This is a genomic window from Lysobacter sp. cf310 (assembly GCF_900114355.1).
Lineage (GTDB): Bacteria > Pseudomonadota > Gammaproteobacteria > Xanthomonadales > Xanthomonadaceae > Lysobacter.
Window position 1 is genome coordinate 116,783 of the sequence record NZ_FOSS01000007.1, and the last position, 11,631, is coordinate 128,413.

The window sequence follows — 11,631 nt, forward strand, 5'->3', positions numbered from 1 at the left end:
GCTTTTGCCTTGGACGAACCAGCAACAGCAACAGCAACAGCAAATCCCCCCTAGCCCCCCTTTTTCAAAGGGGGGAACTGTTCGGGGAGGGGGGAAGTACTTCGAGTGATTGGAGGGAAACCTCCAACTACCTACCTCAAGCCTTGGGCTTCTTCACCGGCCGCTGCCAGCCATCGATCGTGACCTGGCGCGCGCGCGCGACGGTGAGCTTGCCTTCCGGCGCGTTCTTGCCGATCACCGAGCCGGCGCCGATGGTCGCGCCCGCGCCGATGGTCACCGGCGCCACCAAGGCCGAGTTGGAACCGATGAAGGCGCCGTCCTCGATCACGGTGGTCGATTTGTTGACGCCGTCGTAGTTGCAGGTGATGGTGCCGGCGCCGACGTTCACGCCGCTGCCGATGCTCGCGTCGCCCAGATAGGCCAGATGATTGGCCTTGCTGCTCACGCCCAGACGCGCGTTCTTGGTCTCGACGAAGTTGCCCACGTGCACGCCGTCGGCGAGCACGGTGCCCGGACGCAGGCGCGAGTACGGGCCGATCTGGGCCGCGCCCTCGACCACCACGCCGTCGAGATCGCAATGCGCGCGCACTTCCGTGCCCGGCCCCAGGGTCACGTCCTTGAGGCGGCAGAACGGGCCGATGCGCACGCCGTCGGCGAGTTCGACCCGACCTTCCAGAATCACGTCCACGTCGATCTCGACGTCGCGACCGACGCTGACCTCGCCGCGCTGGTCGAAGCGGTTCGGATCGGCCAGACGCGCGCCCTGTTCGCACAGCGTACGCGCGGCGCGGCGCTGGAATGCGCGCTCCATCTGCGCCAGCTGCCAGGGATCGTTCACGCCCTCGACTTCCAGCGGATCGCTCACGTGCACCATTTCGGCGGCGCTGAACTCGGCGGCGGCGGCGGCGAAGACGTCGGTGAGGTAGTACTCGCCCTGAGCGTTGTCGTTGCCCAGGTTCTGCAGCCAGCGCCGCAAGGGCTCGCCGTCGCAGACCAGGATGCCGGTGTTGACGGTGCGGATCTCGCGCTGCGCTTCGTCGGCGTCCTTGTGCTCGACGATCTGGCCGACCCGGCCCTCGGCGTCGCGCACGATGCGGCCGTAGCCGGTGGGATCGATCAGGTCGGCGACCAGCACCGCCAGCCGGCCCGGCGCGTCCAACAGACGCTGCAGGGTCGCCGGCGTGGTCAACGGCACGTCGCCGTACAGCACCAGCACGCGCGCATCCTGCGGCACGCCCGGCATCGCCTGCTGCACGGCATGGCCGGTGCCCAGGCGCTGCGATTGTTCGGCCCAATGCAGGTCCGGCTGATCGGCGAACGCCGTGCGCACCTGCTCGCCGCCGTGGCCGTAGACCACGTGGATGCCCGCCGAATCCAGCGCGCGCGCGGTCGCGATCACGTGCGCGAGCATCGGCCGTCCGCCGATCTTCTGCAGCACCTTGGCGGTATCGGACTTCATGCGCTTGCCCTCGCCGGCGGCGAGGATGACGACATGCAGGGGTGCGGCCATGCGGACTCCGGGAGGCGTTTACGCGTTCAGTGAACAGTGATTCTAGCCGCGCCGGCCCTGCTAGGATGCGGCGGTGCCGAATCCGACCCCGCGCCATTCACGCCCCCGCGCCTCGGCGCGCCGCCGTCCGCGGAGCCGCGCCGGATGAGCCTGGGTCGCCAGGGCCGCCACTACCTCATCATCGGCCTGATCCAATGGCTGCTGGACTGGGGGGTGATGGTCGCGCTCAGTCACGCCGGCATGGCGGTGGAGCCGGCCAACATCGCCGGCCGCGTCAGCGGCGCCCTGCTCGGCTTCTGGCTCAACGGCCGCATCACCTTCGCCGGCGACGACACCCGCGTCGGGCGCCGTCAGTTCGGCCGTTTCCTGGGCATGTGGATCGCGACCACCCTGGCCAGCACCTGGGCCATGGGCGCGATCGACGACGCGGTCGGCCTGACCTGGACCTGGCTGGCCAAGCCCGCGGTGGAACTGGTGCTGGGCGCGATCGGCTTCCTGCTGTCGCGGTACTGGATCTATCGCCGCTGACCGGGCTTTGCGGCAGGAGCGGCGTCCCACAGGGATTGCCTTCGGTCATAAGCCGCGACCCTGCCTCGCACGCGCGGACTCTCCGGCGACCGAGGTTTCGTGGTCGCGGCTCACGCCGCTCCTATCCCAGGGCTGATCGAATGCTCCAAACAAAAACGCCGGCGCGAGGCCGGCGTTTCGTTCGCGACGCGGTGGCGCGCGATCAGTGCTTCATGTTCTTGCGCAGACGCTCCAGGGCGCTCAGCTGGGCAACGCTCATCGCCAACTGCGCCTGTGCCTCTTCCGCGCTCATCTTCGGATCTTTCTTCGACAGGATGCGCTCGGCCTCTTCCTTGGCGGCGCGCACGGCGGCTTCGTCGATGTCCTGAGCGCGGATCGCGGTGTCGGCCAGCACGGTCACGACCTGCGGCTGCACTTCCAGGATGCCGCCGGACACGGCGAAGTCCAGGTGCTCGCCGTTGGGCAGGGTCACCACGACCTTGCCGGGCTTGAGGCGCGTGATCAGCGGCGCGTGGCGCGGCGCGATGCCGAGCTCGCCGATTTCGCCGGTGGCGACCAGCAGCGTCGCTTCGCCGTGGAAGATTTCTTCCTCGGCGCTGACGATGTCGCAACGGAAGGTGGATGCCATAAAGAAACGCCTCTATTCGTTAACCCCCTCTCCCGCGACGCGGGAGAGGGCAGGGGTGAGGGCACACGGAGCTTCGAGCGCGAACCTGGTTACCGCACTATCGACAACCGCAAAACCGTCCTCGCCCTACCCCTCTCCCGTCGGACGGGAGAGGCCGCCGTGGTTTTTAGCCCACGCCCATCTTCTTGGCCTTCTCGACCGCTTCTTCGATCGCGCCGACCATGTAGAACGCCTGCTCCGGCAGGTGGTCGTATTCGCCGTCGACGATGCCCTTGAAGCCGCGGATCGTGTCCTTCAGCGAAACGTACTTGCCCGGCGCGCCGGTGAAGACTTCGGCCACGTGGAACGGCTGCGAGAAGAAACGCTCGATCTTGCGCGCGCGCGACACGGCCTGCTTGTCTTCTTCCGACAGCTCGTCCATGCCCAGGATCGCGATGATGTCCTTCAGTTCCTTGTACTTCTGCAGGGTCGACTGGACGCGGCGCGCGGTGTCGTAGTGCTCGGCGCCGATCACGTTCGGGTCGAGCTGACGCGAGGTCGAGTCCAGCGGGTCCACGGCCGGGTAGATGCCCAGCGAAGCGATGTTACGGCTCAACACGACGGTCGCGTCGAGGTGGGCGAAGGTGGTCGCCGGCGACGGGTCGGTCAGGTCGTCCGCGGGCACGTACACGGCCTGGATCGAGGTGATCGAACCGGTCTTGGTCGAGGTGATGCGCTCCTGCAGGACGCCCATTTCCTCGGCCAGGGTCGGCTGGTAACCCACCGCCGACGGCATACGGCCCAGCAGCGCCGACACTTCGGTACCGGCCAGGGTGTAGCGGTAGATGTTGTCGACGAACAGCAGCACGTCCTTGCCCTTGCCGGACGCGTCCTTCTCGTCGCGGAAGTACTCGGCCATGGTCAGGCCGGTCAGGGCCACGCGCAGACGGTTGCCCGGCGGCTCGTTCATCTGGCCGTACACCATCGCCACCTTGTCGAGGACGTTGGAGTCCTTCATCTCGTGGTAGAAGTCGTTGCCCTCGCGGGTACGCTCGCCCACGCCGGCGAACACGGACAGACCGCTGTGCGCCTTGGCGATGTTGTTGATGAGTTCCATCATGTTGACGGTCTTGCCGACGCCGGCGCCGCCGAACAGGCCGACCTTGCCGCCCTTCGCGAACGGGCACATCAGGTCGATGACCTTGATGCCGGTTTCGAGCAGGTCGTTGGCCGAGGACTGGTCCTCGTAGGACGGAGCCGAACGGTGGATTTCCCAATGATCGGTCGCCTGCACCGGGCCGGCTTCGTCGATCGGGTTGCCCAGCACGTCCATGATGCGGCCCAGGGTGCCAGCGCCCACCGGCACCGAGATCGCGCTACCGGTGTTGGTCGCGATCAGGTTGCGCTTGAGGCCGTCGGTCGAACCCAGTGCGATGGTACGCACGATGCCGTCGCCGAGCTGCTGCTGCACTTCCAGCGTGATGTCGGTGTTGGCGACCTTCAACGCGTCGTACACCTTCGGCACTTCCGCGCGCGCGAACTCGACGTCGACGACCGCACCGATGATCTGAACGATCTTGCCCTGGCTCATGGTTCTTTCCTCAGTAACTTAATGCTGCTTGGCGGCCGCGACAGGCGTCCGCGTGAATGGTTTAGACCGCCGCGGCGCCGCCGACGATTTCGGAGATTTCCTGCGTGATCGCAGCCTGACGGGCCTTGTTGTAGACCAGCTTCAGGGTGTCGATCAGCTTGCCGGCGTTGTCGCTGGCCGCCTTCATCGCCACCATGCGGGCGGCGTGCTCGGACGCGACGTTCTCCAGCACCGCCTGGTACACCAGCGACTCGATGTAGCGCGTCAGCACGTGCTCCAGCACGGTCTTCGCATCGGGTTCGTAGATGTAGTCCCAGTCGTGATGGGCGACCTGCGTTTCCGGCTCCGGCAGCGGCAGCAGCTGATCGAACGCCGCGCGCTGCGTCATGGTGTTGACGAAGTCGTTGTAGGTCAGGAACACGCGGTCGATGTTGCCGGCGCTGTACGCGTCCAGCATCACCTTGATCACGCCGACCAGCTGCTCCAGATGCGGCTTGTCGCCCAGGTGGGTGACCGACGCCAGCATGTTGACCTTGATCCGGCGGAAGAACACCGAGGCCTTCTGGCCGATGGTGACCACGTCGACCTCGACGCCCTGCTCCTGCCACTTGCGCATTTCGCCCAGCAGCTTGCGGAACAGGTTGTTGTTGAGGCCGCCGGCCAGGCCGCGGTCGGAGGAGACGATGATGTAACCGACGCGCTTGGTTTCCTTGCGCTCGATCATGTACGGATGCTGGTAATCGGAATTGGCCTGAGCCAGATGACCGATCACCTGCTTCATCACCCGCGCGTACGGACGCGAGGTCTTCATGCGCTCCTGCGCCTTGCGGATCTTGGAGGCCGAGACCATCTCGAGCGCGCGCGTCACCTTGCGGGTGTTCTGCACGCTCTTGATCTTCGTCTTGATTTCGCGTCCGCCTGCCATCTCTTCGCTCGCTTTGTTCGCTTCGTGGAATCAGGAAAGGGTGTGCCGGTCCTCGCGGCCGGAATCGCCTGGGGCGACCCGGCCCTCGGGCCCGGTCGCCTGCTTACCAGGTCCCGGTCTGCTTGAACTCTTCGATGCCCTTCTTGAAGGCGCCTTCGATCTCGTCGTCCCACGCACCGGTGGCGTTGATCTTGCTGATCAGCTCGCCCGCGGTGTTAGTGAAGTGGGCGTGCAGGGCTTCCTCGAACGCACCGATCTTGGCGACCGGCACTTCGTCCATGTAGCCCTTGTCCACCGCGTAGATCGACAGCGACTGCAGCGCGATCGACATCGGCGCGTACTGCTTCTGCTTCATCAGCTCGGTGACGCGCTGACCGCGCTCGAGCTGCTTGCGGGTGGCTTCGTCCAGGTCCGAGGCGAACTGCGCGAACGCAGCCAGCTCGCGGTACTGGGCCAGGGCGATACGGATGCCGCCCGACAGCTTCTTGACGATCTTGGTCTGGGCGGCGCCGCCGACGCGGGACACCGAGATACCGGCGTTCACGGCCGGACGGATACCGGCGTTGAACAGGTCGGTTTCCAGGAAGATCTGGCCGTCGGTGATCGAGATCACGTTGGTCGGCACGAACGCCGAGACGTCGCCGGCCTGGGTTTCGATGATCGGCAGCGCGGTCAGCGAACCGGTCTTGCCCTTCACCGCGCCGTTGGTGAACTTCTCGACGTACTCCTCGGACACGCGCGCGGCGCGCTCGAGCAGGCGGGAGTGCAGGTAGAACACGTCGCCCGGGTAGGCTTCGCGGCCCGGCGGACGCTTCAGCAGCAGCGAGATCTGGCGGTAGGCCACGGCCTGCTTGGACAGATCGTCGTACACGATCAGGGCGTCTTCGCCGCGGTCGAGGAAGTACTCGCCCATGGTGCAGCCGGAGTAGGCGCTGATGTACTGCATCGCGGCCGACTCGGAAGCGGTAGCGGCGACCACGATGGTGTGGGCGAGCGCGCCGTTCTCTTCCAGCTTGCGCACGACGTTGGCGACCGAGCTGGCCTTCTGGCCGATCGCGACGTACACGCACTTAATGCCGGTGCCCTTCTGGTTGATGATCGCGTCGATCGCCATCGCGGTCTTGCCGGTCTGGCGGTCGCCGATGATCAGCTCGCGCTGGCCGCGGCCGATCGGGATCATCGCGTCGACGGTCTTGTAACCGGTCTGCACCGGCTGGTCGACCGACTTACGCCAGATCACGCCCGGCGCGACGCGCTCCACCGGCGCGGTCAGCTTGGCGTCGATCGGGCCCTTGCCGTCGATCGGCTCGCCCAGGGCGTTGACCACGCGGCCGAGCAGTTCGTTGCCGACCGGCACTTCCAGGATGCGTGCGGTGGTCTTGGCCACGTCGCCTTCGCGCAGGTGCTCGTAGTCGCCCAGGACCACGGCGCCCACCGAGTCGCGCTCCAGGTTCAGCGCCAGCGCGTAGGTGTTGTTCGGCAGCTCGATCATTTCGCCCTGCATCACGTCGGCCAGGCCGTGGATGCGCACGATGCCGTCGGACACGGAGGTGACCGTGCCTTCGTTGCGCGCCTCGGCGGCCAGCTTGACCTTCTCGATGCGGGTCTTGATCAGTTCGCTGATTTCGGACGGGTTGAGCTGCGTGCTTGCCATGGGTGGTTCCCTTGTGCCCGGCGATACCGCCGGATTTGCATTTAAGTTCGTTCTGGTCGCCGGTCAGCCCGCGAGAGCGGTCTGCAGGCGCGCGAGCTTGCCCTTGAGCGAGCCATCGATGACCACATCGCCCGCGTCGATCACCGCGCCGCCGATCAGCGACGCGTCGACCGCGGTCTCGATCTCGACTTCGCGGCCGAAGCGCTTGGTCAGCGCGGCCTTGATCGATTCGAGCTCGGCGGCCGGCAGTTCGCTGGCGGCGGTGACGCGCGCCTTGACGATGCGTTCGGCTTCCGCGCGCAGTTCCTCGAACATGCCCGCGATCTCCGGCAGCAAGCTCAGCCGGCGGTTGTCGGCGAGCAGGCCGAGGAAGCGCAGATAGGCTTCGTCGGCGCCATCGATCGCGATCAGGCCGACGGCGTCGGCCGACGACAGGCGCGGGTGCGCGAGCAGCTCGTGCACCTGCGGGTCGGCGGCGATGCGCGCGGCCAGGGCGAGGCCCTGCGACCAGGCGGCGGAGCGACCGCCGTCGCGCGACAACGCGAACGCGGCGCGGGCGTACGGGCGGGCGAGTGTGAGGTTCTGGCTCATCAGCTTTGGGCTATCCGATCAGTGCGTTCGCGTCGCGCGCCGTTCAGAGCTGCGCGGCCAGATCGTCGAGCAGCGCCTTGTGGGCGTTGGCGTCGATCTCGCGCTTGAGCAGCTTCTCGGCACCGCTGACGGCCAGCGTCGACACCTGCTTGCGCAGGTCCTCGCGGGCACGCGTGGCGGCGGCGACGATTTCGGCATCGGCCAGCGCCTTTTGGCGCGTGGCTTCGACGACGGCATCGGTCTTGGCCTGGTCGATGATCTGATTGGCGCGCTGATGCGCCTGATCGATGATCTCGTTGGCCTTGGTGCGAGCCTCGCGAAGTTCCGCATCCGCGCGCTCTTGCGCCTGGATGAGATCCTTCTGGCTACGCTCCGCCGCGGCCAGGCCTTCGGCGATCTTCTTTTGGCGTTCTTCGATGGCCGCGTTCAGCGGCGGCCAAATGAACTTCATCGTGAACCAGACGAGGATCGCGAAGGAGAGCATCTGGCCGAAGAAAGTCATGTTGGGATTCATGACGGGTCCTCGACGTAGTCGTACTGGAGCCGGCCGAGTGGCCGGCCCGTGTGCCCGATTCGCGCGTTGCGGCGCGAACCGGCCCGGATCAGGCCTGGAGGACGCTGATCAGCGGGTTGGCGAACGCGAAGAACAGCGCCACGGCGAGACCGATGATGAACGCGGCGTCGATCAGGCCGGCGAGCAGGAACATACGGCCCTGCAGCATCGGCACCAGCTCCGGCTGACGGGCAGCGGATTCGAGGAACTTCGAGCCCATGAGCGCGATGCCGAGGCAAGCGCCCAGCGCGCCGAGACCGATGATGATGCCGATCGCGATCGCGGTCAGACCCTGAACGTTGGCGATGAACTCCATGGTGCTTCTCCTGGTAGAGGTAGTGCTAAACGGTGAAGGGAAAACGAATTGGGGGTGCAGCTGGGTAACGCGACTTGAATCAATGGCTCTCGCGGGCGCCGGCGATATAGACGACCGTGAGGATCATGAAGATGAAGGCCTGCAGCAGGATGATCAGGATGTGGAAGATCGCCCAGGCCGCATTGGCGAGCACGCCCGGCACGAAGGTGTAGACGCTGCCGAGCAGGCCGGCGATGAGCATGAACACCAGCTCGCCGCCGTACATGTTGCCGAACAGTCGCATCGCCAGCGAAACCGGCTTGACCAGCCATTCGATGATGTTCATCGCCAGATTGACCGGGACCAGCACGATCTGCATGAAGCCGTGCGCGTGGAACGGCGCGGTCACCAGCTCCTTGCCGAAGCCCAGGCCGCCCTTGGCGGAGATCGCGTGGCCGATCAGGATGAAGAACACCGAGGCCGACAGCGCGAACGTGGTGTTGAGGTCGGCGGTGGGAACGGCGCGGAAATAAGTGTGGTGCGCGGCTTCGGCGCCGGCGGTGCTGTGGACCAGCCAGCCGAACAGATCCAGCGGCAGCAGGTCCATCGTGTTCATGAACACGACCCACATGAAGATAGTCAACGCCAGCGGCGTCACCGAACGGCGGTCGCCGTGGAAGGTGTCCTTCACCTGGCCGTCGATGAACTCGACGATCATCTCGACGAAGGCCTGGCCCTTGCTGGGAACGCCGGCGGTGGCCTTGCGCGCTGCGAGGCCGAACCAGGTCACGAACACCAAGCCCAACACCAGAGCGACGATCCACGAGTCGAAATGGAACTGCCCCCCGAACACCTCCGTGGTGTTATGGGTCAGGTGGTGCTTGATGTATTCGTTCAGGCCGCCCGAACCGGTCTGTTCACTCACGAAAAGACACCTATCGTTTCAAAAGATTGGCCAGCACGAAGGCCAGCGTCGCCGCGAGCACTCCGACCAGCATTGGCAGCGGCGGCAACCGGAGCACGGCCAGACCCAGCCCGAGCATCAAGAACACCACCACCCACTTCAACATGACCCCCGCCAGCAGGCGCCCTATGGCCGCCCCGGCAGGCTGCACGCCGCCCCCTAGCGCCATCCAGGCCGCCACCACCGCACCCGCAAAGACCGCGCCTCCGCCAACCGCCGCCGCTAGCGCGTAGCGCGCACCGAGGGGGAAGAAGGCCAGCGCGGTCAGCGCCGTCGCGCCGGCTTGCCAGGCAATCGCGCGCGACGCCAGCCGGCGGCCCGTGGACAATGGATCGTGCACGCGGGTCTCGTCGGTCTGGGGTAGGCGCAAAGCGCCCGGTAGAGCCGCAAAAGTATAGAACGCGTAAGCGTTTCGGGCAACCGCCGGGCGTCACGGCCGCGTGCGGGGCGGTGCCCGCGGTGAGGACGGCTTCGATGCGTCTTCGGTCCATGCGCAACACTATGGGTGCGCGGCGTAGGTCGTTGAATTACCTGGGAGGTCAAGTCCGCGACACGGACGTGCGGCGGTGAAAACTCAATAGCCCACAACTATCGAAGCGAACGCGTCTATCGATTTGACTTCGCGATCCGTGCGTGCACAATTGAGAATAATTCTCATTTAGTGACCGCCATCATGGGCAAGACCGTAAGCTTCGCCTGCGTGCATTTCACCGTCGCCTTCCTGGTCGGCTACCTGATGACCGGCAGCGTTTGGGTCGGCGGCGCCCTGGCCCTGGTCGAACCGGCCTGCAATACCGTGGCTTTTCACCTGCACGAGAAGGTCTGGAAGCGGATCGAGCGCCGCCGGGCCGAAGCCGCGGCCGCCGCCCTGGCGACCTGAAAGAGCGCGGAACCTTTCCGCCCGACCCCGGTCAGTCTTATGGAACGCCCCCCGCCACTCTCTCCTCGTCAATGGCAAAAGCAGCGGTGGGCTCCCCGAAGCCCCGGCCTTATCCGCCGGGGCTTCGCCTTTTGTGACATCAGTCGCGTTTTCGAATCTCGCCACTTTGAATCGCGCGATTCAAACGCGCGCTTTCACGGCCGTTGCACCCGCAGTCCGGCATTGATGAGGCCGCCGTGCACTTTTGTTGTGCCGCGCGGCCCTTCCCCCGATCCGGAGTGCGACTAGTGAACCCCAAGACCCTGCCCCTGACGCTCGCGCTGGCCGCGACCGGCGTCGTATTCGCGCTGCCAGCGCAGGCCATCGAAGACGACCGTTTCACCCTGCGCCTGGGCGCGATGCAAGTCGATGCGCAAAGCGAACTGCGCGGCAGCACCGTGTTCGCCGGCCAACCGTTCGAATTCAGCGAGGACTTCGATTTCGGCGGCGACGAAGTGGTGCCGCGCCTGGAAGGCCAGTTCCGCTTCAGCGAACGCAACCGCCTGCTGTTCAACTATTTCGGCTACGACAAGGACCGCCGCGCGACGCTGGGCCAGGACCTGTCGTTCGACAACGTGACCATTCCCGCCGGCAGCTTCGCCAAGGCGAAGGCCAAGTTCGAACTGGCCAGCGTGGTCTACGATTACGCGGTGGTCGAAACCGACACCGTCAGCCTCGGCCTGCAGCTGGGCGTCGAGTACGCCAAGCTCGAAGGCAAGCTGTACGCCGAGTCCGGCGTCAACACCTACGAATCGCGCTCCAGCGACGACGGCTACGCGCCGGTGGTCGGCGCGCGCCTGACCGTGGCCCCGAACGAACACTGGCGCTTCGTCGCCCAGGGCCAGTACCTGGACGCGAGCTGGGGCAATTTCGACGACTACGAAGGCGACCTCAGCCGCGCCAACGCCCTGGTCGAATACCGCTTCACGCCCAACGTCGGCGTATTCGTCGGCTACGACTGGTTCAAGCTGGACGTGGACCAGCGCGGCAGCGACGGCGTGCTCGGCCTGGACCAGCGCTTCAAAGGCCCCATGGCCGGCGTAACGTTCGCGTTCTAATCGGCGAATCCGCCTAACGGCTCCGGCTCCGGCTCCGGCTCCGGCTCCGGCTCCGGCTGCGGCTGCGGCTGCCGTTGCCGTTGCCGTTGCCCCGGCATTGAAGCCCAAAAGCCCCGCACTCACACGACCAACCGTAGACCCGAAGGGCGGCGCGCAGGACGCGCGCCGTTTTTCGAATGGACAAGGATGTCCATTCGAAAAATCCCCGCGCCAGCTCCGAACCCGCAGGGGAGGTTTGGTCACGCTAGCCCTTCTCTTTGGTTACTTTCTCTTGGGCTAGCAAGAGAAAGTGACCCGCATGCGCAGCAGGCGGAAGCTGTTGACCTTCGGACCTAGCCGACGAAGCAACAGCAAAAGCAAATCCTCCCCAACCCTCCTTTTTCAAAGGAGGGAGCTAGAAGCAACGGCAAGTGACCCGCATGCGCAGCAGGCGGAA

13 protein-coding genes are annotated in these 11,631 nt (G+C 65.9%); 3 read left to right on the forward strand and 10 right to left on the reverse strand.

Features of this window, described 5'->3' with window-relative positions:
- Positions 1 to 136: 136 nt before the first annotated feature.
- Positions 137 to 1,510, reverse strand: a complete 1,374-nt coding sequence (gene glmU / locus BMZ45_RS20305; RefSeq protein ID WP_091638332.1) for a bifunctional UDP-N-acetylglucosamine diphosphorylase/glucosamine-1-phosphate N-acetyltransferase GlmU — start codon at positions 1,508 to 1,510, stop codon at positions 137 to 139.
- Positions 1,511 to 1,654: 144 nt separating this feature from the next.
- Here glmU and BMZ45_RS20310 point away from each other — a divergent pair, with 144 nt between their 5' ends.
- A complete protein-coding gene (locus BMZ45_RS20310) occupies positions 1,655 to 2,038 on the forward strand; it encodes a GtrA family protein (protein ID WP_056180506.1) in 384 nt (127 codons plus the stop codon).
- Between the two features lie 202 nt (positions 2,039 to 2,240).
- Here BMZ45_RS20310 and BMZ45_RS20315 read toward each other — a convergent pair whose 3' ends face one another.
- The 9 genes from BMZ45_RS20315 to BMZ45_RS20355 form a co-directional block, all read right to left on the reverse strand.
- The gene (locus BMZ45_RS20315; RefSeq protein ID WP_091638333.1) at positions 2,241 to 2,666 is read right to left on the reverse strand and encodes a F0F1 ATP synthase subunit epsilon; all 426 of its coding nucleotides are present in this window, start codon (positions 2,664 to 2,666) and stop codon (positions 2,241 to 2,243) included.
- 166 nt (positions 2,667 to 2,832) lie between these two features.
- Entirely contained in the window at positions 2,833 to 4,236 is a 1,404-nt protein-coding gene (gene atpD, locus BMZ45_RS20320; protein ID WP_091638334.1) for a F0F1 ATP synthase subunit beta, read from the reverse strand.
- A 61-nt stretch (positions 4,237 to 4,297) separates the two neighbouring features.
- Complete coding sequence (gene atpG / locus BMZ45_RS20325) at positions 4,298 to 5,161, reverse strand: F0F1 ATP synthase subunit gamma (RefSeq protein WP_091638335.1); 864 nt, start codon at positions 5,159 to 5,161, stop codon at positions 4,298 to 4,300.
- A gap of 103 nt (positions 5,162 to 5,264) precedes the next feature.
- Positions 5,265 to 6,815 (reverse strand): F0F1 ATP synthase subunit alpha, encoded by a 1,551-nt coding sequence (atpA, locus tag BMZ45_RS20330; protein ID WP_091638336.1) that lies wholly within the window; start codon positions 6,813 to 6,815, stop codon positions 5,265 to 5,267.
- A 63-nt stretch (positions 6,816 to 6,878) separates the two neighbouring features.
- Positions 6,879 to 7,406, reverse strand: a complete 528-nt coding sequence (locus tag BMZ45_RS20335) for a F0F1 ATP synthase subunit delta (protein WP_056180522.1) — start codon at positions 7,404 to 7,406, stop codon at positions 6,879 to 6,881.
- Between the two features lie 43 nt (positions 7,407 to 7,449).
- Positions 7,450 to 7,920, reverse strand: coding sequence for a F0F1 ATP synthase subunit B (locus BMZ45_RS20340; RefSeq protein ID WP_056180526.1), 471 nt, complete (start codon positions 7,918 to 7,920; stop codon positions 7,450 to 7,452).
- An 88-nt stretch (positions 7,921 to 8,008) separates the two neighbouring features.
- On the reverse strand, positions 8,009 to 8,275 hold the full coding sequence (gene atpE / locus BMZ45_RS20345) for a F0F1 ATP synthase subunit C (RefSeq protein ID WP_091638337.1): 267 nt from the start codon (positions 8,273 to 8,275) through the stop codon (positions 8,009 to 8,011).
- Positions 8,276 to 8,354: 79 nt separating this feature from the next.
- Positions 8,355 to 9,179 carry a F0F1 ATP synthase subunit A gene (atpB, locus tag BMZ45_RS20350; protein WP_091638338.1) on the reverse strand — a complete coding sequence of 275 codons (825 nt, stop codon included), beginning with the start codon at positions 9,177 to 9,179 and terminating at the stop codon, positions 8,355 to 8,357.
- 10 nt (positions 9,180 to 9,189) lie between these two features.
- Entirely contained in the window at positions 9,190 to 9,558 is a 369-nt protein-coding gene (locus BMZ45_RS20355) for a hypothetical protein (RefSeq protein WP_254776712.1), read from the reverse strand.
- A gap of 333 nt (positions 9,559 to 9,891) precedes the next feature.
- Between BMZ45_RS20355 and BMZ45_RS20360 the strand changes: the two genes are divergently transcribed.
- Positions 9,892 to 10,098, forward strand: a complete 207-nt coding sequence (locus tag BMZ45_RS20360; protein WP_091638350.1) for a DUF2061 domain-containing protein — start codon at positions 9,892 to 9,894, stop codon at positions 10,096 to 10,098.
- Between the two features lie 287 nt (positions 10,099 to 10,385).
- Entirely contained in the window at positions 10,386 to 11,195 is an 810-nt protein-coding gene (locus BMZ45_RS20365) for a YfaZ family protein (RefSeq protein WP_254776713.1), read from the forward strand.
- Positions 11,196 to 11,631: the final 436 nt, after the last annotated feature.

Excerpts from the sequence above, each read along its gene's own strand:
- atpG (WP_091638335.1), bottom strand. The coding sequence starts at position 5,161 with ATGGCAGGCGGACGCGAAATCAAGACGAAGATCAAGAGCGTGCAGAAC.
- glmU (WP_091638332.1), bottom strand. The coding sequence starts at position 1,510 with ATGGCCGCACCCCTGCATGTCGTCATCCTCGCCGCCGGCGAGGGCAAG.
- BMZ45_RS20310 (WP_056180506.1), top strand. The coding sequence starts at position 1,655 with ATGAGCCTGGGTCGCCAGGGCCGCCACTACCTCATCATCGGCCTGATC.
- atpA (WP_091638336.1), bottom strand. The coding sequence starts at position 6,815 with ATGGCAAGCACGCAGCTCAACCCGTCCGAAATCAGCGAACTGATCAAG.
- atpD (WP_091638334.1), bottom strand. The coding sequence starts at position 4,236 with ATGAGCCAGGGCAAGATCGTTCAGATCATCGGTGCGGTCGTCGACGTC.
- BMZ45_RS20335 (WP_056180522.1), bottom strand. The coding sequence starts at position 7,406 with ATGAGCCAGAACCTCACACTCGCCCGCCCGTACGCCCGCGCCGCGTTC.
- BMZ45_RS20340 (WP_056180526.1), bottom strand. The coding sequence starts at position 7,920 with ATGAATCCCAACATGACTTTCTTCGGCCAGATGCTCTCCTTCGCGATC.
- BMZ45_RS20315 (WP_091638333.1), bottom strand. The coding sequence starts at position 2,666 with ATGGCATCCACCTTCCGTTGCGACATCGTCAGCGCCGAGGAAGAAATC.
- atpE (WP_091638337.1), bottom strand. The coding sequence starts at position 8,275 with ATGGAGTTCATCGCCAACGTTCAGGGTCTGACCGCGATCGCGATCGGC.
- BMZ45_RS20360 (WP_091638350.1), top strand. The coding sequence starts at position 9,892 with ATGGGCAAGACCGTAAGCTTCGCCTGCGTGCATTTCACCGTCGCCTTC.